The sequence below is a fragment of the Arthrobacter luteolus NBRC 107841 genome (genome assembly GCF_001552075.1).
Classification (GTDB): Bacteria; Actinomycetota; Actinomycetes; order Actinomycetales; family Micrococcaceae; genus Arthrobacter_B; species Arthrobacter_B luteolus.
Map to the genome: position 1 here is coordinate 42505 of NZ_BCQM01000003.1, position 23176 is coordinate 65680.

Annotated in this window: 19 protein-coding genes; 7 read left to right on the forward strand and 12 right to left on the reverse strand. The window is 66.5% G+C overall.

All coding sequences use genetic code 11. The features are described 5' to 3' along the window. Positions 1-169 precede the first annotated feature (169 nt). Positions 170-2032, reverse strand: coding sequence for an HNH endonuclease (locus AL3_RS06990; protein ID WP_066298585.1), 1863 nt, complete (start codon positions 2030-2032; stop codon positions 170-172). Between the two features lie 653 nt (positions 2033-2685). Next, the gene (locus tag AL3_RS06995) at positions 2686-3387 is read right to left on the reverse strand and encodes a YoaK family protein (RefSeq protein WP_066298587.1); all 702 of its coding nucleotides are present in this window, start codon (positions 3385-3387) and stop codon (positions 2686-2688) included. A 225-nt stretch (positions 3388-3612) separates the two neighbouring features. On the opposite strand from AL3_RS06995, the gene AL3_RS07000 reads away from it, so the two are divergent. After that, positions 3613-4575 carry an L-lactate dehydrogenase gene (locus AL3_RS07000; RefSeq protein ID WP_066298588.1) on the forward strand — a complete coding sequence of 321 codons (963 nt, stop codon included), beginning with the start codon at positions 3613-3615 and terminating at the stop codon, positions 4573-4575. A 48-nt stretch (positions 4576-4623) separates the two neighbouring features. On the opposite strand, the gene AL3_RS07005 is transcribed toward AL3_RS07000, so the two are convergent. The 6 genes from AL3_RS07005 to AL3_RS07030 all read right to left on the reverse strand — a co-directional run bounded on the left by AL3_RS07005 (position 4624) and on the right by AL3_RS07030 (position 12933). After that, positions 4624-5772, reverse strand: coding sequence for a nitrilase-related carbon-nitrogen hydrolase (locus AL3_RS07005; RefSeq protein WP_083521531.1), 1149 nt, complete (start codon positions 5770-5772; stop codon positions 4624-4626). A 45-nt stretch (positions 5773-5817) separates the two neighbouring features. Then, the gene (locus AL3_RS07010) at positions 5818-7311 is read right to left on the reverse strand and encodes a gamma-aminobutyraldehyde dehydrogenase (RefSeq protein WP_066298592.1); all 1494 of its coding nucleotides are present in this window, start codon (positions 7309-7311) and stop codon (positions 5818-5820) included. 68 nt (positions 7312-7379) lie between these two features. After that, a complete protein-coding gene (locus AL3_RS07015) occupies positions 7380-7838 on the reverse strand; it encodes a cupin domain-containing protein (protein WP_083521532.1) in 459 nt (152 codons plus the stop codon). Positions 7839-7931: 93 nt separating this feature from the next. Next, a complete protein-coding gene (locus AL3_RS07020) occupies positions 7932-9695 on the reverse strand; it encodes an amidohydrolase (protein ID WP_246168655.1) in 1764 nt (587 codons plus the stop codon). 353 nt (positions 9696-10048) lie between these two features. Continuing rightward, positions 10049-11422 carry an aspartate aminotransferase family protein gene (locus tag AL3_RS07025; RefSeq protein ID WP_066298594.1) on the reverse strand — a complete coding sequence of 458 codons (1374 nt, stop codon included), beginning with the start codon at positions 11420-11422 and terminating at the stop codon, positions 10049-10051. Positions 11423-11442: 20 nt separating this feature from the next. Then, a complete protein-coding gene (locus tag AL3_RS07030) occupies positions 11443-12933 on the reverse strand; it encodes a CoA-acylating methylmalonate-semialdehyde dehydrogenase (RefSeq protein ID WP_066298596.1) in 1491 nt (496 codons plus the stop codon). Positions 12934-13090: 157 nt separating this feature from the next. Here AL3_RS07030 and AL3_RS07035 point away from each other — a divergent pair, with 157 nt between their 5' ends. Beyond that, positions 13091-14719, forward strand: a complete 1629-nt coding sequence (locus AL3_RS07035; protein WP_083521534.1) for a PucR family transcriptional regulator — start codon at positions 13091-13093, stop codon at positions 14717-14719. A 31-nt stretch (positions 14720-14750) separates the two neighbouring features. On the opposite strand, the gene AL3_RS07040 is transcribed toward AL3_RS07035, so the two are convergent. Genes AL3_RS07040 through AL3_RS07050 form a run of 3 tightly spaced genes read right to left on the reverse strand, consistent with a single transcriptional unit; the run spans position 14751 to position 18014 of the window. Next, complete coding sequence (locus AL3_RS07040) at positions 14751-16136, reverse strand: NAD(P)/FAD-dependent oxidoreductase (protein ID WP_066298599.1); 1386 nt, start codon at positions 16134-16136, stop codon at positions 14751-14753. A gap of 1 nt (position 16137) precedes the next feature. Further along, on the reverse strand, positions 16138-17553 hold the full coding sequence (locus tag AL3_RS07045) for an aspartate aminotransferase family protein (protein ID WP_066298601.1): 1416 nt from the start codon (positions 17551-17553) through the stop codon (positions 16138-16140). Continuing rightward, positions 17550-18014, reverse strand: a complete 465-nt coding sequence (locus AL3_RS07050) for an Lrp/AsnC family transcriptional regulator (protein WP_066299335.1) — start codon at positions 18012-18014, stop codon at positions 17550-17552. Before AL3_RS07050 ends, AL3_RS07045 begins: the two co-directional genes overlap by 4 nt. A gap of 246 nt (positions 18015-18260) precedes the next feature. Here AL3_RS07050 and AL3_RS07055 point away from each other — a divergent pair, with 246 nt between their 5' ends. From AL3_RS07055 to AL3_RS07070, 4 genes are read left to right on the forward strand one after another with little or no spacing between them, the layout of a single operon-like run. Continuing rightward, positions 18261-19472, forward strand: coding sequence for an ABC transporter substrate-binding protein (locus AL3_RS07055; protein WP_066298603.1), 1212 nt, complete (start codon positions 18261-18263; stop codon positions 19470-19472). A gap of 5 nt (positions 19473-19477) precedes the next feature. After that, positions 19478-20632 (forward strand): ABC transporter ATP-binding protein, encoded by a 1155-nt coding sequence (locus AL3_RS07060; RefSeq protein ID WP_066298605.1) that lies wholly within the window; start codon positions 19478-19480, stop codon positions 20630-20632. Continuing rightward, the gene (locus AL3_RS07065; RefSeq protein ID WP_066298607.1) at positions 20632-21552 is read left to right on the forward strand and encodes an ABC transporter permease; all 921 of its coding nucleotides are present in this window, start codon (positions 20632-20634) and stop codon (positions 21550-21552) included. Before AL3_RS07060 ends, AL3_RS07065 begins: the two co-directional genes overlap by 1 nt. A 9-nt stretch (positions 21553-21561) precedes the next feature. Further along, positions 21562-22359, forward strand: coding sequence for an ABC transporter permease (locus AL3_RS07070; RefSeq protein WP_066298609.1), 798 nt, complete (start codon positions 21562-21564; stop codon positions 22357-22359). Between the two features lie 7 nt (positions 22360-22366). On the opposite strand, the gene AL3_RS19100 is transcribed toward AL3_RS07070, so the two are convergent. Further along, complete coding sequence (locus AL3_RS19100) at positions 22367-22588, reverse strand: DUF72 domain-containing protein (protein WP_083521535.1); 222 nt, start codon at positions 22586-22588, stop codon at positions 22367-22369. Here AL3_RS19100 and AL3_RS07075 point away from each other — a divergent pair. After that, complete coding sequence (locus AL3_RS07075; RefSeq protein ID WP_066298611.1) at positions 22587-23069, forward strand: SRPBCC family protein; 483 nt, start codon at positions 22587-22589, stop codon at positions 23067-23069. The two genes, AL3_RS19100 and AL3_RS07075, sit on opposite strands and share 2 nt — an antisense overlap. Positions 23070-23176 lie beyond the last annotated feature (107 nt).

Consider the following 23176-nt stretch of genomic DNA (forward strand, 5'->3'; position numbering starts at 1 on the left):
CCCCTTGTCTGGGTCTTTCGCCTGACGCCTTCGCCTGATGCCTTCGCATGACGCCTTCGCTTGACGCCGTCGCTTGACGCCTTCGCCTGGCGTCTTCGCCTGACGCCTGACTCCTTCGCCTGACTCCTTTCTGGGCTTCTCGCCTGAGCGTCTCGGCTGAAACTCTCGCCTAGAACGGCGGCGGATCTGCGGACGCCTCCGGGCGGGAAGGACTATCGCCCCACAGAGCGCTGGTCGGCCGCGGAGAGTAGCTGCCCGTCCGAGACTCGTCTGGCGTGAGCGGGAAGCCGGAGCCGGGCGGACCGTTCAATTCGAGGACAGGTTGGGTGGAGTAGTTTCGTCCGGCAGGGGAGGTCCAGTCGAGTGTTCCGGGTTCGGGTTGGCGAGCTCTCCAGTAGCCGAGGGACTTGAACCGGTGGTGCTTGGGGCAGAGATGTTCCAGGTTTGAATGTTCGGTGGGACCACCCCGGGACCAGGGCCTGGTGTGGTCGATCTCAGAACGGGTGACGTTCACCGCGCAGCCGGGGAACCGGCAGGTCCCGTCCCTGGCTTGGAGCCAGCGTTTGAGGCCGGCGGGGATCCGCCGCCTCCTTCCCACGGCTAGGATTTCGCCGGAAGCCGGATCCTGCAGCAGTGGTGTCCAGCTCAGGGCCTGCAGGATCATGGTCCGTCCGGCTTCAGCGCTGATCGGTCCGTATCCGTTCAGCTCTGCGGGTGCCTGGTCCACACCTGCGAGGGTGTCAGCATTGATCAGCACCATCACCTCTGTCCTTATGCGTGTCCGGGACGGGGACCTCTGGCGGGAACGGGACTGTTCTGTCCGGGTGGCATCCCTTTTCGCACGGGGAGATGGCTCTGCAAGCGCGTCACTGCGTGCAGGTTCTGCGCCGCGGGGCCGCGGGGAGTTACCCGCCCGTGGACCGCCGTCGAGCAGGACCGAGGCCAGAGTATCGGCGCGCAACTGGTCTGCGGTCCGGGGGTCGCCGGCGGTCTTCCCTGCCTTCGCTGCGCCGGACAGCGCCGTGAAGATGGCCTGGCCCTGCTCCGCGGCCAGGAACGCGGTCAAACAGGACATCCCGTCCGGCAGTGCCTCGAAACATACCCTCCGTTTCTCCACCGCATCCCGGTGCCGGACCGGAACCGTCTGCGGGAAAAGGGATTCCCGCAGCCGGCGGGCTCTCTTACCGAAACCTGCCGCCGTCCGGCCTTCCGCCGAGCTGAGCAGATCTGCCTCGAACCGCTGCCTCACACTGCGGCGGGGCTGATCCATGCCGGCCGGAGTGCCGTCTGTCATCAGCCCGGTATACCCGGAACCCGGGTCATCCGGGCTCAGCAGATTCCGGTCCAATAAGGCCGACTGTGTGTCCCCGTCGGTGCCGGACTCGGTTCCACCGGGAGGCTGCCGGTCATCGCAGGATCCTCCGTCCTCATCGGTGCCCGCGCCAGTGACTACAAGGGAAGAGGAGTCTGAGCCTGATCCCGTCCTCAAACCTGTGCCCTCATCGGGGACGTCGAGCAGGTGCTGGGTCTCGTCCAGGATGATCCGCGCGTGCTGGTACCCGATCCGTCCCTCCGCCAGCCGGGCCAGGGTCTGGGGATGCTCCCGGTTCAACCGGGACGACTCGCTGACCAAACGCATCGCACTCATGTGCGGCAGGTTCAACGCGGCCCCTGCCTCCGCGGCCGCGAGGGACAGTGCCAAGGACGGATCTTCCCGACCGGCGGCCCGGGCTATGTCACGGGCGAAGAGCTCCTCCAACCTGGCAGCGACTCTGGCCTGCTGGGCCTGCGCCCAGCAAATCAACACTCCGAACCGCTCCAGAGCGCCAACCGTCTCGGCAAAGCCGAGGACTTCCACCGACCGCAGCGATAACCGCCCATCAAAACCCTCCGGAACCCCCGCCGCCGAGGAAACCGCCGCCTGCGGATCAGCACAAAACACCGCAGCCTTGGAACTGTCTAATGCACCGGAGACATCCTCGTTTTCCCGGCGCGACGGCCGGGAAAACGGTGTGCTTGACGAGCTGTTCATACCCCAACACTTTCAGCTGCCACCGACATTCCAGGCCCAAAAACGGCCCTTTTTTGCCCCTGCCATTACTGGTATTCCAGCCATACATACTCGTCTTTCGTGAGGTGCCTTTGGGAACAGAGTCTTTGGGAACAGATAGGAAGCGCCGCGGGCGGCGCTTCGGTTAAATCGCCACCGTTTTCAGCTGGTCGCCGGCAGAATGCGCGACGGCGGTTGGTCCGGTGATGGGCAGCTCACCCGCACGCTCTCGCTGCAGCCGATATCACCACTTCGGCGCTCGTGGACGAACGTGCTGTCCGGCTGTCCGGCTCCCCGGCTCCCCGGCTGCACGATCGGCTGCCGTCGTCCCACGGGCCCCGGCCCCGTCCACCGCCCGACTATCTGTCCGGCCGCTGCGCCCGTCCGCCCGACTATCTGTCCGGCCGCTGCGCCCGTCCGCCCGTCTGGCCCCCGGCCGCTCCGCACGTCCGGCCGCCTGGCCTCCGGCCGCTCTGCTCGGCTGCGCCCCGGCGCTCCGCCCGGCCGCGCACCCCGCCCCACCGGCCCAGACCCGGCCCAGGCCCCACCGGCCCGCCGCCGCTCCGCCCGCCGCCGCTCCGCCCGGCCGCACGCCCCGCCGCCCCACCGGCCCAACGTCCCCCGCCGGCCCAGACCTACACCTCCACGGCTGGCCGGCGGTCCCGGTGGTACCGGACGGATCCCAGAACAGCGACCGTCGTGGAGATCAGCGCCGAAACCGTAAACCCGAGCCACAACCCCACATTCAGCAGGGCAGCACCAGCAACCGCACCCATCAGAATGAGCGAGATAGCCAAAACCCGCCTGGCCCAAAAGTGGCCGTTTCCGCCGGCCAAGCGGGAATCCGAAGCCAAGCCGGTGATGGTGGACGTGACGACAACCGTGGAGATCTCCGCGACTTTGAGGTGCCGCGCCGTCGCGGCCTGAATCCCCATCGCCGCTGCCATGGACGACGTCGTGACGCTGCCAAGAACGTCAACCGTCTGCACATCAACCAGCGCCGTAAACACGGCCAGCAGCGCTATCCAGCCGGCCACAACCCCCAGTGATACGGACACCTGCGCGGACCAACCCTCGGCTCCGCGCCGCAGGACCCGGCCTGCCAGGGCCGCCCCGAGCATAAAACACACCAAGGCCAGCGCAGGCCGAAGGGTTGGGAGGTCTGCCCCGCCGGCAAACGCCATCCCCAGAAGCAGCACATTGCCGGTCATGTTCCCGGTAAAGACCTGATCCAGGCCCAGATAGCCCAAGGCATCGATCACGCCGGTGGAAAACGTCGACGCCAGCATCAACCAAAGATGGAAGCGTTCCGTGGGTACGGCATTAAGGCGTCGCATGCGGATTCCCTCCGTCGGCATGGTGGCCCAATGTATCTGAGGCAGGCCCGATGAAGGGGAAGGGGACCAGGATTTGGCACGCGCCGGAGCGGATGGGTGAAAGACGCGTGGCCGCCCGTTTCCGTTCCTCCGGATGGCGCCCGCCGCTGACCCGTTCCCTCGCTGCCGGGCCCGCCCTATAGTGCCTTAAGGGGAACCCTCCAAGGATGAGCGAGGCTCACAGTCATGGCCAACATCACCACCAGACCAGTCACCAAACTCGGAATCGTCGGAGCAGGAAGTGTGGGGACCGCGCTGGCCTACGCCGCCCTCATCCGGGAAGCCGCCCGGGAAATCGTCATTTACGACATCGACGCCGCGCGGGCGGAAGCCGAAGCGCTGGACCTCTCCCACGGCACCCAATTCACCGGCGCCAACACGGTCACCGGCGGCGGGCAGATTGAGGCGATGGCCGGATCCGACGTCATAGTGATCACGGCCGGTGCGCGCCAGAAGCCCGGCCAAACCCGGCTGGACCTGGCAGCAGCCAATGTGCGGATCATGGAATCGCTGATGCCGCTGCTTATGGAACAGGCGCCCGAGGCCGTCTATGTCCTGGTGACAAATCCCTGTGACGTCCTGACCGTAGCCGCCCAAAAGATCACCGGCCTGCCGTCCAACCGGATCTTCTCCTCCGGAACCGTGCTGGACACCTCCCGCCTCCGCCTGCTGGTGGCCCGGTCTGCCCACGTCCTGATGACCAGCGTGCACGCAACGATCATCGGCGAACATGGTGACAGCGAATTCCCGGTCTGGTCCAGTGCGACCATTGGGCCCGTGCCCATCCGCGAGTGGCAGATCAGCGGCCGCCAGGTCTTCACCGACGAGCTGCTGGCAGCCATTACAGACGACGTCGTGAACGCGGCTTACAAGGTCATCGAAGGCAAGGGTGCCACGAACTACGCGATCGGGCTCGCCGGCGTGAGGATCGTGGAGGCCGTCTTCGAGGCCCAAAACGCAGTTCTTCCCGTCTCGGCGCTTCTGCGGGGACAGCACGGCATCTCCGGGGTGGCACTGTCGCTGCCCAGCATCGTTGGCTCCGGCGGCGTCTATAAGATGCTGGAAATGCCGCTCGACGACGGCGAGACACAGGCCCTGCAGGACTCTGCCGAAACTCTGCGCAACAGCCTGCAGACCCTCGGAATCTAGGTTCGGGGGGGGGGGGGAGAGGGCACTGCGCCACCCGCAGTGCAGGGACTAACCGCCCGTGTAGGCGTAACCCGACGGCACCACCCCGCCCGGCGGCACCACCCCACTCGGCTGCACCCCGGCGGGTCCGGCGGGCGCCCCGGAGGCTCCGCCAGGCACGGCTGCCGTCCCCGGCACGCCACTCGGCACCGGCCCCACCGCGCCCGTCCCCGGCACCTCACCCGGCAACCCATCCGGCCCCACCCCACCCGGCACCCCAGCGGCCGGCTCAACCAGCGCACCATAGGTATCCGGGCGCCGGGTATCGAGGAACGGGAAGAGCGTGCGCCAATGGGCACACTGGTCCAGATCGAGGTCGGCAATCAGCACCGCCGATTCGTCCCGCGGAGCCTGCACCAGGACCCGGCCGTACGGATCGCAGATAAACGAGGACCCGTAGAACGTGACGTTGCCTTCGTTGCCCCACCGGTTCGGGACCACCATAAACAGCCCGTTGGCAACGGCATTGCCCAGGATCACCTTCTGCCAGATCGGCTGCGTATCGAAGTCCGGGAAATCCGGTTCCGATCCAATCGCCGTCGGATACACCAGTACCTCCGCCCCGCCCAGTGCATACAGCCGGGCCAGCTCAGGAAACCACTGGTCCCAGCAGCTGGGCAGGCCCAGCCTCGCGCCGTCGAGCTCCGCAGGGGCATGGACCCGGTAGGCATCCGCGGCTGCCGGGCCGGGCCGAAAATACCTGTCCTCGTAGTACCCGGTGGCAGCCGGTATGTGCAGTTTGTGCGTGCGGGCCAGCAGGCCGCCGTCCGGTGACACCAGGATCGCTGTGTTCAGCCCGCGTCCGTCCGGCCCGTCGGCCCGTTCGTACAGCGATGCCTGCACACAGACGTCGTGGCGCCGCGCGGCCGCCGCAGCGAAAGCGAAGGTTGGGCCGGCGGTGAGGTCCTCGGCAAGGTCCGCCGGACAGCCGTCGGGCAGGGTGTCCGCGGGGTAGCGGGACAGCGTGAGCTCGGGCAGGAAAACGACGCCGGCTCCCTGGTCAGCGGCCCGGGCTATTCCGTCGTTGAGCTCTGCTTTCACAGCTTCCGGATCCGGCTGCCAGCGGTGCTGGACCACCCCCACCCGCAGTGCCGGCCGGGTACTGGGACCGGTTGCCGCGGGAGAGCGCAGGGCGCCGGTGCGGGTGACCTCGATCATGCAAAACCTCCAGAAGGTGAAGCAGCGGGTGGGGGAGGGCCGGAATTACCGGGCCCGGAAGACCGTGTCCTGCCAGTCCTTGTGGGCGGCAGCATCGCGGCTCATCATCACGTGCTTGACGTTGGTGTATTCCTCGAAGGAGTACATGGACATGTCCTTGCCGAAGCCGGAGGCCTTGTAACCGCCGTGCGGCATTTCGGAAACGATCGGAATGTGGTCGTTGACCCAGACGCAGCCAGCCGCGATTTCTTCGCTGGCCCGCAGGGAGCGGGAGAGGTCCCGGGTCCAAGCGGAGGCCGCCAGGCCGTAGGGGGTGTCATTGGCCAGGGCGATGCCTTCCGCATCCGGGCCGAAGGGCAGGGCGGTCAGCACCGGGCCGAAGATTTCCTCCTGCACAATCTCCGAACTCTGGGCGGCGCCGGCGACCAGGGTGGGCCGGTAGAACGCTCCGGCTGCCAGCTCCCCGCCCGGAGCCTCGCCGCCGGCCAGGATCTGTGCCCCTGATTCCCGGGCACGGTTCACAAAGCCGGCAACCTTGTCCCGGTGCGCGTGGCTGATCAGGGAACCAAGGTCCGTGTCCGGGTCGGTGGGATCTCCCACCACAACGGCGTCCATCAGTTCCGCCACCCGTGCGGTGAAGGCCTCGAACAGCGGGGCCTGGATGTAGGCGCGGGTCGCTGCGGTGCAGTCCTGGCCGCCGTTGATGATGGATCCGGCAACCGCCCCGTGCGCGGCGGCCTCGAGGTCGGCGTCGTCGAAGACCACAAACGGAGCCTTGCCGCCGAGTTCCAGATGCACCCGCTTCGCCGTGCGGGCTGCCATGGCCATAATGTGGCGGCCGACGGCGGTGGATCCGGTGAAGGAGGTCATGGCCACATCCGGGTGGGTCACCAGGGCCTCACCGGCCACGGGACCGGACCCGGTAACAATGTTGATCACGCCGTCGGGAATACCAGCTGCGGCCGCGGCTTCAGCGAAGATCAGGGACGTACCGGGTGTCAGCTCCGAGGGCTTGAGCACAATCGTGTTGCCGGCGGCGATGGCGGGGAGGATCTTCCAGCCCGCCATCTGCAGCGGGTAGTTCCATGGGGAGATGGAGCCGATGACACCGATCGGCTCCCGCCGGACCATGGAGGTTCCGCCGGCACCGTACTCGCCTGCAGCCAGGCCGTGCAGCTGCCGGGCTGCTCCCGCAAAGAAGGATGCGTTGTCCACCGTTCCCGGCACATCGAATTCCGTGGACATCCGGATGGACTTGCCGGTCTGGGCGGTCTCGAGTTCGGCCAGCACCCCGGCCCGGGCATCGAGTTCGGCGGCCAGCTTCAGCAGCGCCTCGGCACGTTCGCCGGGGGTCCGCTTGGACCATCCTGCATACGCCTGTTTGGCGGCGGCGACGGCGTCGTTAACGTCTGCGGTGTCCGCGTAGCGCAGGATCTCGGCAACCGCGCCGGTGGCCGGGTTGATGCGTTTGGCCTCCTCGCCGCTGCCCTGCTGGTAGCGGCCGTTGATGAACTGGTGGCCTTCGGTGAACTGCTGCATGGTTTCTTACTCCGTGGATCGTGGGGATTCTGGGGTGAAGGTAAACGCTGCCTGGGAGGGCAGGGTGTTTAGGACGGCAGGGTCAGGTAAATCTTGCGGAGGGTGCTGGTGACGGTCCAGCGGGTGCGGGTCCCTGCGGCGAACCGCATCAATGTGTGGGGAGCGAGGTGATGGGTTGAGGCCACGGACCCGTCCGCATCGAGGAACTCCACGGTTGCCGTACCGGAGAGCACCACGAAGACTTCTTCGGCTTCGGTGTCATACATCCCGCCCTCGGACATCTCCCAGACGCCCAGCTCCACGCCGCCGAACAGGCCAAGTTCCTGCAGCCCGGTGGTTGGTGTTCCGGACGCGGTGGCGGAGGCAGCCACCGGTTCGTGGACCAGGCCAAAGCTGTCCGGGTGGAGAGGGAGGCCGGCGGGAAGAACCGCGCCGGACGCAGGAACTGCGCCGGCGGCATCCCCGGTCTCGGCAAGCCCGGTCTCTGCAGGCTTCAGGGGAGCGGGGACAGGGGAGGTGTTATGCATGTGAAGCTGGGTCCGTTCGGTTGGAAGGGTTGATAACGGGTGGGCCTGGCCGGGCCGGAAGCTCCAGACCAGGAGGCGCCGGGCTAACGAGCCTCATACGCTGGTCCTTTGCAGGCGGGAAGCAACGGCGCCGCTGCGGAGGTAAACGGGTTCCCCGGCCACCATGGCCAGATCCACTCCAACTGCGGCCAGTTCCGGGGCGGGCAGGTCGAAGGGGTTGGCTGAATGGATGGCCAGGTCCGCCGGAGCGCCGGAAACCAGGGATCCGCCTGGTGCCCGGTTCAGCCAGGCCGAACCGCCGGTGTAGGCGGCCAGCGCACTTTGCAGTGTCAGCGCCTGGTCCGGCTGCAGTGCCGGAGCTCCGGGATGGTCCGGGTGGGTCCGGTTGACCGCCACATGGATGGCCTGCCAGGGATCCGGACTGGAAACCGGCCAGTCAGAGCCCATGGCCAGCCGGGCTCCGGCGGCTTCCAGTCCAGCGAAGGGATACTGCCAGGCTGCCCGTTCGGCGCCGAGCAGTGGAACGGTCAGGTCCCGCATCTGGTCGTCGTTGCAGGCCCAGAGCGCCTGGGCGTTTACGGTAACGTCCAGTGCGGCAAAACGGGCGACGTCGCCGGGATGGATGATCTGCAGGTGCGCCATGTGATGCCGGTTGCCTGACGGATGCCGGTTGTCCTTCTGCTGCCTTCCTGCCCCGGAATGTCCGCCGGGGGAATCCGGCCGGGCGGCGCGGGCCGCGGCGATGGCATCGAGCCCGGTCCGGACCGCGCGGTCGCCGATCACATGCAGATGCAGGTCGAAGCCGGCAGCGTCCAGCGCCACCGCGGCGGCCTGCAGCACGTCGGGGGACAGATACAGCAGTCCGCGCCCGCCGGTGGGCTCCGGCCCGGCGCAGGGGCAAGGTTTCAGGTACGGGTCCAGCATGGCCGCGGTCTGGTTCTCCGGCACACCGTCGACCATGATCTTGGCGCTGACAGTTTGGAAGCCGGCGTCGGCGTTCTCCGCCCGGCGGTCCCGGAAGGAGTCCACCAGCTCCGGGACCGAAGCCACGGACGTGTCCCGCGGAACCCACAGCGCACCGGTGGCCCGGGCCTTCAGTTTTCCGGACCTGCTCAGGGAACGGTAGGCAGCGGAGGCGTCCGGGTAGCCGCCGTAGCTGCCCAGGATGGCTTCCTGCCAGCCGGTGACGCCCAGGGAGAACAGGTGCTCCTGCGCGTCCAGGATGCCGGCTTCGAGCAGCCCGTCCGTCACGGGCGGCAGGAGATGCGCCACCAGGACCATCGCACCTTCGTGCAGGATGCCGCTGGGCTGCCCGCCGGCGCCGCGTTCTATGCGTCCGTCCGCGGGATCGGGGGTGGAAGCGGTAATACCGGCCAGCTCAAGGGCGCGCGAATTGACCCAGGCGCTGTGGTGGTCGCGGTTGAGCAGGTACACGGGGCGGTGAGGGACGACGGCGTCCAGCACGGTGCGGCTCGGGTAGCCGCCGGGAAAATCGCCTTTATACCAGCCGCCTCCGGTGATCCACCCGGCGTCGTTCCCGGCAGTGGGAGGCAGAGCGGCATATTCGGCGATCCGGTCCAGGCAGGCCCGGGCACCGCTGAGCTCCGCCAGGTCGCAGCCCAGCCGCTCCACCCCGGCGTAGGCGGCGTGGATATGCGCATCGGTGAAACCGGGGGAGATGAGCCGGCCGCCGAGGTCGACGGTCTGGGTGGCGGGGCCGCCCAGCTCCCGGATTTCCGAATCGGTGCCCACCGCGGAAATCCGGCCGCCGGAGACCGCCACGGAGCTGGCCCCGCGGACCAGCCGCCGGCCGTCGAAGACTGCTCCGGAATGGAAAATCCATTCTGCGTGTGGCACAGGTACCTCGTATTTCACTCTGGGGTCTATTCCGGTTTGGCCCAGCGCCTTTTCCGGTCCATTTGTGCAGCCAGCGGCACAAAATGAATGGCAATCAAAGGATCGGTAAATAATGAATGGCATTCATGCGGTCAGACTGCTCCTATAAAACGGGAGCTAAGTGACCTTGTCAACGGTGCTGACCAAGTTGCCGGAATGTTTACATCCGGGAAACGCAAGGTGGCAGGAAGCCGCCGGATCACTGTCAGCTGCATCCAGCCAGGCGCGTGCCGGAGAGCGGGAAGCAGAACCTGCTCCCCGCTCTCCGGCACGCCGGGAATCCGCGCAGCTGGTGCGCAGCCCGGACGGAAGGGCTACTCCTCGGTGTGGCCGTCCGCGATGTCCAGGACCTCATCCAGGATGCCCAGACCGGTCCGGGCTTCCTCGTCGGTGACGTTCAGCGGCGGAACCACATGGATGCGGTTGAAGTTGGCGAACGGCAGCAGCCCGCGTTCCTTGCAGGCGGCGATCAGCTCGTTCATGGCCGGGCTGGAGCCTCCGTAGGGGGCCAGCGGTTCGCGGGTTCCGCGGTTCTTCACCAGTTCGATGGCCCAGAAGGCTCCGGTGCCGCGGACCTCGCCCACACTGGGGTGCTTCTCCGCCAGCTGCGCGAGCCCCGGACCAAAAACGTCCGAGCCCAACCGTGCGGCGTTCTCCACCATGCCTTCGTCCCGCATGGCGCCGATGGTTGCCACGGCGGCCGCGCAGGCCAGCGGGTGGCCGGAGTAGGTCAGGCCGCCCGGATAGGCGCGGTCGGCAAACCCCGCGGCGATTTCGTCGGAAATCGCCACACCGCCCAGCGGTACGTACCCGGAGTTGACGCCCTTGGCGAAGGTGATCAGATCAGGTTCAACACCTTCGGCATGCTCAATCGCGAACCACTTGCCGGAGCGCCCGAAACCGGCCATTACCTCGTCGGCGATGAACACGATGCCGTGTTTACGGGTCAGTTCGCGGACTCCGGCCAGGTACCCGGGCGGCGGAACCATGATCCCGGCGGTACCGGGAATGGATTCCAGGACGACGGCGGCAAAGGCAGCCGGGCCCTCAAGCAGGATCAGCTGCTCCAGGTGTTCCAGCGCCCGCTGGCATTCCTCTTCCTCGGTGGTGGAGTGGAACTGGGTGCGGTAAAGGAACGGTGCGTGGAAATGCACGGTTCCGGCGTTGCCGTAATCGTTGGCCAGGCGGCGGGGATCCCCGGTGACGTTGATCGCCAGGGCGGTTCCGCCGTGGTACGAGCGGTAGGCAGAGAGCACCTTGTAGCGCCCGGTGTGCAGCCGGGCCATCCGGACGGCATGCTCAATGGCGTCAGCGCCGCCGTTGGTGAAGAAGATCGTGTCCAGGTTCCCCGGGGTCAGCTCGGAGACCAGCCGGGCTGCCTCTGAACGTGCGTCATTCACATACTGCGGAGCGATGGTGCACAGCTTCCCGGCCTGCTCCTGGATAGCCGCAACCACCTTGGGGTGCTGGTGGCCGATGTTGGTATTGACCAGCTGGGAGGAGAAGTCCAGCAGCTTCCGGCCCCTGCCGTCCCAGACGTAGGAGCCTTCGGCCTTGGTGACCGTCATGGGGTTGATCTGCTTCTGCGCGGACCAGGAGTGGAAAACGTGCCTGCGGTCCAGCTCATAGGCCCGGCGCCCGGCGGCGAGTTCCTCTTCCGTAACCGTGGTTTCGGTGGTGGTGCTCATAGTCGGTACTCCTTCGTGTCCTAGGCGTTCTGGGGGAATCCGAGGTTCAGGCCGCCGTGGCTCGGGTCGAGCCAGCGGCTGGTGACCACTTTGCCACGGGTGAAGAAGTGCACACCCTCGGTGCCGTGGGCGTGCGAGTCGCCGAAGAGCGAGTTCTTCCAGCCGCCGAAGGAGTAGTACGCCATGGGGACCGGGATCGGCACGTTGATCCCGACCATCCCCACTTCCACCTCGTTCTCGAAGCGCCGGGCTGCGCCGCCGTCGTTGGTGAAGATCGCGGTGCCGTTGCCGTACTGGTTGGCGTTGATCAGCGCCAGGGCATCGTCGTAGCTGTCGGCGCGGACCACGGAGAGCACCGGGCCAAAGATCTCGTCGGTGTAGATGGACATGTCCGGGGTGACGTTGTCGAAGAGGGTCGGGCCGAGGAAGAAGCCTTCACCTTCGGCGTCCGGCTCCACCTGGCGGCCGTCCAGCACCACGGTGGCACCGGCCGCAACGCCGGCGTCGATGTAGCCTGCCACCTTGTCACGGTGGGCTGCGGTCACCAGCGGGCCCATGTCCGTGCCGCGCAGGCCGTCACCGATGCGCAGGGTGCGGGTGCGTTCGGCGATCTTGGCGACCAGCTCGTCGGCGATGGGCTCGACGGCGACCAGGGCGGAAATGGCCATGCAGCGCTCGCCGGCCGAGCCGAAGCCGGCGTTGACGGCGGCGTCGGCCGCCAGGTCCAGATCGGCGTCGGGCAGGACGATCATGTGGTTTTTGGCGCCGCCCAGGGCCTGGACCCGCTTGCCGGCGGCAGTGCCTTCGCGGTAAACGTACTGCGCGATCGGGGTCGAGCCCACAAAGGAGACGGACTTGATGTCCGGGTGCTGCAGCAGGGTGTCCACGGCCACCTTGTCACCGTGGAGCACGTTGAACACACCGTCCGGCAGGCCGGCTTCCTTCCACAGTTCCGCCATCCAGTTGGCGGCCGTGGGGTCCTTCTCGCTCGGCTTGATAACGACGGTGTTTCCGGCGGCGATGGCGACGGGGAAGAACCACATGGGAACCATGGCCGGGAAGTTGAACGGGCTGATGATCGCAGCGGGTCCCACCGGCTGGCGGAGGGAGTGCACGTCCACCTTGGTGGAGGCATTCTCGGTGTAGCCGCCCTTGAGCAGGTGCGGGATGCCGCAGGCAAACTCCACGACTTCCTGGCCGCGGCTGATTTCGCCGAGGGCGTCGTCGAGGACCTTGCCGTGTTCAGCGGTGATGATGGCGGCCAGTTCGGGCTTGCGTGCGTTCAGCAGTTCGCGGAAGGCAAAGAGGATCTGAACCCGGCGGGCCAGCGACGTGTCGCGCCAGAGCGGGAAGGCAGCGGTGGCGGCGGCGACGGCGTCATTCACTGTTTCGGCCGAGGCCAGGGCCACCTGGGAGGTGACCTTGCCCGTGGCCGGGTTGGTGACGTCGGCGAGGCGGGTGTCCGAGGGGGCGGTGAAAGCGCCGTTGATCCAGTGCTGTGTGGTCTGCACGAAGGGCTCCTTGGGATGCGGATTGTGGGGTGTCGCGGTTCTGGCTCCATCCTGCCCAAAGGTGTGACCCGAGGAACATTGGCAGTCTGACAGGAAATACTAGGAAATCTTTACGATGTGTAAGACGCCGCCGCGGGGAGAGGCCTAGACTCGCGGCATGAGCCTGACCCTGGAAGACGTGCTGCAGCTGGAGGTTGTCGCTGCCGGAGCACCGGAGGTGCTCTCCGGACAGGAGCTTCTGAGCGCTCCCGTGCGCTGGGTGCACGTGGCCGAACTTCGCAGCCTGGCAGACCTGCTCGAAGGCGGTGAGCTGGTCCTGACCACCGGTCTGGCGTTCGGAAGTTCAGCCGGGGAAGCCCGGGACTATCTGGCCGGGCTGCAGGCTGCCGGAGCTGCCGGGGTCATTGTGGAGATCCCCGCCGGGCGTCCGGCGGACGCTGCAGCCCTGACCGCTGCCGCCGGGGAAACTGACCTGCCCGTGGTCCGGCTGCACCGCCGGATCAGATTCGTGGAAGTCACCGAAGTGGTGCACCGGCGCATCGTCGCCCGGCAGCTGGAGCAGGTGGAGAAGGCCAGGGAAGTCCACGAGGTCTTTACGATGCTGAGCCTCCAGAGCGCCGGGGTGCAGGAGATCGTTGACCGCGCCGGGCAGCTGCTGGGGTCCCCGGTGGTGCTGGAGGACAGTTCCCACCTGGTGGTGGCGTTTGCCCCCGGCCCGGTTCCGCCGCAGGAGCTCCTGCAGGACTGGCAGCGCCGGTCCCGGGCGGTGCACCGCAGCGGGGAAACCGCCCAGGCGGGGGACGGGAACTGGCTGCAGACCCCGGTGGGCCTCGGCAACCAGTACTGGGGAAGGCTGGTGGTGCCTCAGGCCCCGCATGCTCCGGAGGCCGCAGCGGAAGCGTCGATGGTCCTGGAACGGGCCGGTCAGGCTCTGTCCATCAACCGGCTTGCCGAGCGGGACCAGGCGGGCCTGGCCCAGCAGGCCCAGGCCGGCCTGATCCACGAGCTGCGTTCGCCCCGGGGGCCGGAGGACAGCGAGGCACTGACCCGTGCTGCCGCGCTGGGGCTGCAGCCTTCTCCGGTGTACCTGCCGCTGGTCCTGCAGCTGGACGCCGGTGCCGGCAAGGACCCGATGTCGATGCAGCGCAAGGAACGAGCCCTGCTGGAAATCCTGGACGGTGTGCTCGCCTCTACCCGCAATTCCGCCCTGGCGGCGGCCCTGCAGACCGGTCAGGTGGCGGTGCTGCTGGCCCTGCCGGCCCGGATGCTGGAAGACAGTGTGCTGGAACGGCTCTGCGGAGACCTGGCTGAGCGCTCTGCTGCCGCCGCGGAACCGCTGCGGTGGACGGCGGGAGTGGGCCGGGCGCGGTCCGCACTGGCGGATGCAGCCGCCGGGCTGGATGAAGCGGCCCATGTGGCGCAGACCGCCGGAACCATGCCCGGCAGCGGAAAACGGTATTTCCGTTCCACCGATGTGCGGCTGCGCGGGTTGCTGGCCCTGCTGCGCGAAGATTCCCGTGCCGTGTCCTTCGCCGCGGCGGAGCTGCGTGGAATCCTGGCGGAAGGCGCGGAGGAGGACCTGGCGCTGCTGCAGCGCTTCCTGGACTGCGGCGGCAACAAAACAGAGCTGGCCCGCAGCGGCTTCCTGAGCCGGCCCACGCTTTACTCCCGGCTGGAAAGGCTGGAGGCAAAGCTGGGGGTGTCCCTGAACGATCCGGAGTCCCGGACCTCGCTGCACGTCGCCCTTCTGCTGCGCCAGCTGCAGTCGCTGCCGGCGGCGGGGTGACGGTGGAAGGTTCGCAGCGCGTCAGTCCGAGCTAGCGGCCCGAGATGAGGTCCGCTGCCTTGGCGATGGGCGACGTCGTCCGCCGTCCGCGGTTCTCGGCCCGGTCCGCCGCGTAATACGCCGCGTACATTGTTTTCACCCCAAGCCAGCGCAGCGGCTCGGGCTCCCAGCGGCGGACCTTCCGGTTGACCCACGGCATCCGGGTCAGTTCGCTGCCGGGGTCCAGGATCAGGTCGCGCAGGGTGCGGGCGGCCAGGTTCGTGGCCGCGACCCCGGTGCCCACGTAGCCGCCGGCCCAGCCCAGTCCGGTCGCGGAATCCAGGCCAACGGTGGCCTTCCAGTCGCGGGGGACTCCCAGCACGCCGGCCCAGGCATGCTCGATCCGGGCCTCCGCCGCTGCCGGGAACATATCCCGGAGGAGATGGGTGAGGTTGGTGATGGTCTCCGGCTGGGTGGCGCCGTCGGTGTCGGTGCGGGAGCCGAACCGGTAGGGCACACCGCGTCCGCCCAAGGCGATCCGGCCATCGGCGGTGCGCTGGGCGTACATGTACGCGTGCGCCATGTCTGCCACGGTGTCCATGGAGTTCCAGCCGATGTCATCCCACACCGCTGCAGGCAGCGGCTCGGTGGCGATCATGGAGGAGTTCATCGGCAGCCATTCGCGGTGGTGTCCCCGCAGATTGGCGGTGAACCCTTCGGTGGCGCGGAGGATGTACTTCGCGCTGACGGTGCCTCGCGGGGTGACGGCGCGTCCGGGCAGGATCCCGGTGACGGTTGTGTTCTCGAAAATGGGCACGCCAAGTGCCTCGACGGCGCGGGCCAGGCCCCGGACCAGGCGCGCCGGATGGATCCGGGCACAGTGCGGGTGGTGGATGCTGCCCAGTGCGCCGGACACGTTGAGCCGCTGTGCGGTTTCACCGGCGTCGAGCAGCCGGGCTCCCGCCTCCGGCCACTGGGATTCCCCGGCGGCAAACCCCTGGAGCCGGCCGAGCTGCGCCTGGTTGCGGGCAACGTTCAGTTCCCCGCCCTTGGCGATGCCGGCGTCGATCCCTTCCGCAGCTGCCACCCGGATGACCTCATTCACGGTGTCATTGAGCAGTTCCTGGAACCTGCCGACCAGGGCACGGCCGTGGGACTTGACGTATTGTCCGCGGCCGCCGGTGATGGAGTTGGTGAGCCAGCCGCCGTTTCGCCCGGATGCCCCGAACCCGGCGAACCGGGATTCCAGGACCACCACGGACAGGTCCGGGCGGGCCTGTTTCAGGTAATAGGCGCTCCACAGCCCCGTGTAACCGGCACCGACGACGGCGACGTCCGCTTCCAGATCCCCGTCCAGGCCGGGACGCGGATCCGGAAGGCCGGTTTCGGCAAACCAGAAGGAGACGTTGCCGTTCACGGGAGCTGTGGAGAGAGCCATATCAGAGGTGGTTCAGGCCTTCTGTGAGTACCGAACGCAGGATCGATTCGATCTGGTCGAACTCCGGCTGGCCGATGGTCAGCGGCGGTGCGAGCTGGATGACGGGGTCTCCCCGGTCATCGGCACGGCAGTAGAGGCCGGCGTCGTAGAGCGCGGTGGAAATGTAGCCGCGCAGCAGCCGCTCGGACTCGTCGTCGGAGAAGGTCTCCTTGGTGGTTTTGTCCTTGACCAGTTCAATGCCGTAGAAGTAGCCCTCGCCGCGCACATCGCCGACGATCGGAAGATCCTTCAGCTTCTCCAGCGTGGCGCGGAAGGCAGGAGCATTTGTCTTCACACGGTTGTTGAGGTCCTCACTGTCGAAGAGGTCCAGGTTGGCCATGGCGACGGCGGCGGAGACCGGATGCCCGCCGAAGGTGTAGCCGTGGTAGAACGTGGTGTCGCCCTTGGAGAACGGCTCAAACAGGCGGTCCGAGGCGATCATGGCACCGAGCGGGGCATAGCCGCTGGTGATGCCCTTGGCACAGGTGATGATGTCCGGCACGTAATCAAAGTCGGTCGAGGCGAACATCGAACCAATCCGGCCGAAGGCGCAGATGGTCTCATCGGAGACCAGCAGGACGTCGTACTGGTCGCAGATTTCCCGGACCCGTTTGAAGTAGCCCGGGGGCGGCGGGAAGCAGCCGCCGGAGTTCTGCACCGGCTCCAGGAAAACGGCCGCCACGGTGTCCGGACCCTCGAACTCGATGGCCTCACCGATCCGGTCCGCAGCCCAGCGGCCGAAGGCCTCCGGGTCCTCCAGGCCGGCGGGGGCCCGGTACTGATTGGTGTTCGGCACCCGGAACGCTCCGGGAACCAGCGGCTCGAACGGGGCTTTCATATCCGGAATGCCCGTGATGGAAAGGGCACCCTGCGGAGTGCCGTGGTAGGCGACCGCACGGGAGATCACTTTGTGCTTGGTGGGCTTGCCCGTGAGCTTGAAGAACTGCTTGGCCAGTTTCCACGCGGACTCGACGGCGTCACCGCCGCCGGTGGTGAAGAAGACCCGGTTCAGGTCACCGGGCGCTCCGGCTGCGAGGCGTTCGGCCAGGTCGATGGCCGGGGGATGGGCGTAGGACCACAGGGGCATAAAGCTCAGTTCGCGGGACTGCCGGGCGGCTGCCTCGGCCAGTTCTTCCCGGCCGTGGCCCACCTGCACGGTGAACAGTCCGGCCAGGCCGTCAATCAGTTCGTGGCCCCGGTCGTCGTAGATCAGGTGGCCCTTGCCACGGGTGATGATGGGAACGTTGCCGCCGGATACCGGCCCCGAATGGCGGGCCATGTGCATCCACAGGTGGTCGCGGGCCGCCTGCTGGCGGTCCGTTCCACGGGGTGTGGTCGACGGCGAGAGGGAGGATGGCTGGACTGTTGTATCGGTCATCTGGTGCCCCAGTTGTAGGCCTGCTTCCGCAGGGAGAGGTACATAAAGGTTTCAGTGCTGGAAACGCCGGGAATGCTGCGGAACCGGTTTACCAGCAGCAGCAGATCCTGGTCGTTTTCGCACACGACTTCGGCCAGCAGATCGAACGAGCCGGCCGTGACGACGCAATAGTCCACCTGGTCAATGGCTGACACCAGGTCGGCCACCACCAGAACATCTCCGTGGACCTTGATGCCCAGCATCGCCTGCCGTGGGAAACCCAGCTGCAGGGGATCCGTCACGGCCACAATCTGCATCACGCCGCTGTCTGTCAGTTTCTGGACCCGCTGCCGAACCGCGGCTTCGGAGAGGCCCACTGCCTTCCCGATCGCGGCATAGGACCGGCGTCCGTCTTCCTGCAGCTGCTCGATGATCGACTTGGAGATGTCGTCGACAGAATGGCTTCCGGCTGCGGATTCCATGGCGTTCTTCACCTCCAGGTGCGGATTCACGAGCTCGCGGCGTGCGAGTGGTTGCAATTCAATCTTTTATTTCGTTCGAAATCAAGGCTTTTCGGAACTGAAAACGTGGCTTCAGTGAGGATATTTTTAGGAAACCGTGGTGTAACAAAACTTTTACAACGAAAAGCTTGTAGGCGCGGAATTCCGTCTGGCACTATCGATCATCAACACCCGTCCGCAGTGAAGTTGTGCCAGCAAGGAGCCCCTATGTCTAAGCGTCCCGTGACAGATCCAATGCTCAGGAGCATCATCAACTCCCAGCTGTCCCGCCGCAGGCTGCTGATGGGGGCGGGAGGACTTTCTGTCGCAGGCATGCTGGCCGCCTGCGGGACCGGGGGAGGAACGGGCGATTCGTCGTCGAAGCCCAGCCCGGCTGCGGACGTCTCCGATTCCGAGAAGACCGTGAGCTGGGCCAACTGGACGCTGTACCTGGACTACGACGACTCCACGCAGAAGTACCCCTCGCTGGAAGCCTTTTCGGCGGCCAGCGGCATCAAGGCCAGCTATTCCGAGGATGTGGACGGCAACGATACCTACTTCGGCAAGGTCCAGGGCCAGCTTGCGGCCGGCCAGGACATCGGCCAGGACATCGTGACCCTCACGGACTGGATGGCGGCCCGCCTGATCCGCCTCGGCTACACGCAGGAACTGGACCTGGCGAACATCCCCAACTCCAAGAACCTGCTCGCCACCCTGCAGAACGTGGACTTCGATCCGGGCCGCAAACACTCCCTGACCTGGCAGTCCGGTTTCGCCGGAATCGCCTGGAACAAAGAGGCCTTCCCCAAGGGACTGAAGAGCGTTTCCGACCTCTGGGCTCCGGAGCTCAAGGGCAGGGTGGAGGTCCTGGACGAAATGCGGGACACCATGGGCCTGCTGATGCTGGAGAACGGAGTGGACATCACCGGCGACTGGGGAGACGAGGAATTCGATAACGCCCTGGACGTCCTCTCCAAGCAGATCTCGGACGGACAAATCCGCCAGGTGAAGGGCAACTCCTATAAGGAGGACCTCATTTCCGGTGATGCCCTGGCCGTCATCGGCTGGTCCGGCGATATTACCCAGCTGAATTTCGAAGAAGGCGACAAATGGGAGTTTGCCATCCCCGACGCCGGCGGAACCCTCTGGTCCGATAACCTGCTGGTGCCGATCGGCGCCACGCACAAGGCCAACGCCGAAAAGCTCATGGACTACTACTTTGACCCGGTCAACGCAGCCACGGTGGCTGCCTACGTCAACTTCATCTGCCCCGTGGAAGGCGCACGGGAGGCCATGGAGGCCATCGATCCGGAACTGGTCGAGAACCCGCTGATCTTCCCCACGGACGACTTCCTCGCCAACGCCCATGTCGTGCGCACGCTGACCGCCGATGAAGAGACTGACTACAGCGGCCGCTTCCAGACCGCGATCGGAAACTAACGGCGATGAGCACCACAGAACTCTCCCGGGAATCCGGGGCGGCGGACAAGGGCAGCGGCGCGGACCTGGTCCTGTCCGGAATCACCAAACGCTTCAGCGACTTCACCGCCGTCGACAACCTGGACCTGGTGATCCCCTCAGGTTCCTTCTTCGCCCTGCTGGGCCCCTCCGGCTGCGGAAAAACGACGACGCTGCGTATGGTCGCCGGGCTGGAACAGCCCACCGCCGGCAGCATCAGCCTCGGCGGCAAGGACATTACGGGCACCAGTTCGTACCAGCGGCCGGTCAATACTGTCTTCCAGAACTACGCGCTCTTCCCACACATGAGCGTGCTGGACAATGTGGCCTTCGGGCTCAAGCGGCGCAAGGTCCGCGACGCCGATGCCCAGGCCAAGGCTGCCCTTGAACTGGTGGAGCTGAGCCACCTGGCAACGCGGCGTCCGGCCCAGCTTTCCGGCGGGCAGCAGCAGCGGGTCGCCCTGGCCCGCGCCGTCGTGAACCAGCCGGCGGTCCTGCTCCTGGACGAACCGCTCGGCGCCCTGGACATGAAACTGCGCCGCCAGATGCAGGTGGAACTGAAGAAGATCCAGACCGAGGTCGGCCTGACCTTCGTCCATGTCACCCACGACCAGGAAGAGGCCATGACCATGGCCGACACCGTGGCTGTGATGAACCACGGCCAGGTTGAGCAGATGGGCCCGCCGCAGGAACTGTACGACCTTCCGCGAACAGCATTTGTCGCGAACTTCCTGGGCAAGTCCAACCTCATGCCGGCCACGGTGACCGGAGAAGCCGGTGAGTTCCTCCAGCTGGATGTGGCGGGCAATGCCCTGACCCTGCTGAAGGACCGGGCCACGGACCACAGCGGCCGGATCCTGGTAGGGATCCGGCCGGAGAAACTGCGGATGGAAGCGGATCTGGCCACCTCGGCGCAGGACTCCATCCGGGGCGTGGTCCTGGATGCTTCCTTCACCGGAGCCAGCACGGAGTACCTGGTCGAGGCAGAGGGGATCGGCACGGTTGGCGTTTTTGCGCAGAACCACGGCGGTGCCCTGTTCGCTGACGGGGACCGGGTCCGCCTGGCCTGGGATCCCACGCACGCCTTCGGGCTCAGCGGAAGCGAGGACCGGGAGGCCGGAGCCGGAGAGGACGGCCTCTGATGGCGCTGCTGACCGCGGGGAAAGCCACCGGTCCCAGTGCCGCCGAGGAGGAAGCGAGTAAACGGCGCGGACGGGTCGGTTACCTGCTGATCCTTCCGGGTTTCATTTTCCTGCTCCTGTTCTTCGCACTGCCGGTGGTTTCGCTGCTGGCGACCTCGCTCTACGTCAAGCCGGAGGGCGCCGACGTCGGGCAGTTTGTTCCGGCGCTGGAGTTCGGCAACTACCTGGTGGTCCTGCGGGACTACTGGCCGGCGCTGCTGCGATCCTTCGGGTTCGCGCTGATTGCCACCGTGGCCGCCCTGATCATCGGTTACCCGATGGCCTACCTGGTGGCTGTCCGGCTGCGGGAGCGGAAGCTGCTCAAGGGCATCCTGCTGGTGCTGATCATCGCCCCCTTCTTCACCAGCTTCATCCTGCGCACGCAGGCCTGGAAGCAGATCCTGGCGGATGAGGGGCCGGTGGTGTCGGTGCTCCGGTCGCTGGCCCTGCTGCCGGAGGACGGGCGTCTCACCGCCACGGCGTTCGCCGTGATCTGCGGCCTGACCTACAACTTCCTGCCGTTTATGACGCTGCCGATCTACGCCAACCTGGAACGGCTGGATACCCGGCTGATCGAGGCCGGCGGGGATCTGTACGCGAACGGCTTCACCACTTTCCGCAAGGTCACCTTTCCGCTTTCCCTGCCCGGCGTAATGGCCGGGACCCTGCTGACCTTTATCCCGGCCACGGGCGACTACGTGAACGCGGCGCTGCTGGGCAACAACCAGAACACCACCATGATCGGCCAGGTCATCGACTCCCGTTTCTTCCGGGTGGTGGACTACCCGGGCGCCTCCGCCCTGTCCTTCCTCCTCATGCTGGCGATCCTGTTCCTGGTGATCCTGTACGTGCGGCGTTTCGGCACCAAAGAACTGATGTAAGGACAAGCCATGAAACAGAAAATAGGCCGCTGGCTGGTGCCGGTATTCGGGGGACTGGCGTTCCTGTTCCTGCTGGTTCCGATCGCCTACGTGTTCGCCTTCTCCTTTAACGACGCCGGCCGCACCAACCTGACCTGGCGGGGCTTCACGCTGGAGAACTGGAAAAACCCCTGCGGCGCACCGGATGTGTGCCAGGCACTGGGCAACAGCCTCCAAATCGGGTTCATAGCCACGGTCCTGGCCACTACGCTTGGCACGGCCATCGCCATTGGGCTGGTGCGCTACCGGTTCAAGTTCAATGCGACGGCGAACATGCTCATCTTCCTGCCGCTGGCCACACCGGAAGTGGTCCTGGGTGCTTCCCTGCTGGCACAGTTCCTCAACCTTGGCGCCGAACTGGGCATGGGCACCGTGATCATCGCCCACACCATGTTCTGCATCTCCTTCGTGGTGGTGACGGTCAAGGCCCGGGTGGCGAGCCTGGATCCGAAACTCGAGGAGGCCGCCGGAGACCTGTATGCCTCCCCGGTCCAGGCCTTCTGGAGGGTCACCTTCCCGCTGCTGCTGCCCGGAATCGTCGCGGCCGCGCTGCTGGCCTTCGCCATGAGCTTCGACGACTTCATCATCACCAACTTCAACTCCGGCAACGTTGATACGTTCCCGAAGTTCATCTACGTCGCCGCAACCCGCGGAATCCCGGCGCAGGCCAATGTGATCGGCTCGGCCATGTTCATCCTCGCCCTGCTGGTGGTCATCGGCGGACAGGTCCTCTCGCACCGGCGGGCGAAAATGCTCGCCGCCCGCTGATCCAAAATTAGTCCGTCCCGGCCAGCAGTTCCCGAAGGCGCCGCGCGTTATGCACCGCGGCGCCGTCGCCGTCGTTAGTGAAGTAAGCAGAGGCATCCCGGCCGGAACCCTGCCATTCCCGGATCCGGCCCGCCCACGGGCTGAAAACCGGTGGAGCGCCGTGCCTGCTGCCGCCGACGGACGCACACTTAAAGGGACCACTGCGGTTCCTCGAGGAAGGGCACACCATGGCACAGCCAGCAGAATCCGGTTCCCGCCGGGGAATCTACCTGGAAATGGTGCGGAGCTTCGCTGCCCAGCCGGAGGCCGTTTATAACGCCTGGGCAGACCTGGCCCACGCCACCGACTGGTGGGGGCCCGAAGGCTTCATCGTCCCGGCAGACCGGGTCAGTGTGGATGACCGGGAGGGCGGAAAATACAAGGCCTGCATGGTCAACACCATCACCGGCGACGAGCTGTGGTGGGGCGGCACACTCGAACGCCTGGACCCGCCGGACCATCTGTCGATGACCCAGCAGTGGGAAGGGCCGGACGGCACCCCGGCCAGCAACCTCACCCTGATCACGGTGGACCTGGAACCGCACAACGGCGGAACACAGATGACTTTCCGGCAGGGGCCGTTTCCGAAAGCCGAGGACCGCGACAGCCATGAAACCGGCTGGAGCCAGTCCTTCCACCGGCTTTCGAACTTCCTGGCGCGCCACCGGTGACCTGCCGCCGGCCGGGGAAGGAACCCGGTTGAAATAAGCCGGACATCTTTGCGGTTGAACCAAGAGTCCCGTCCTGCACCGCCTGCCCACAGCGGCGCTGCAGCGAA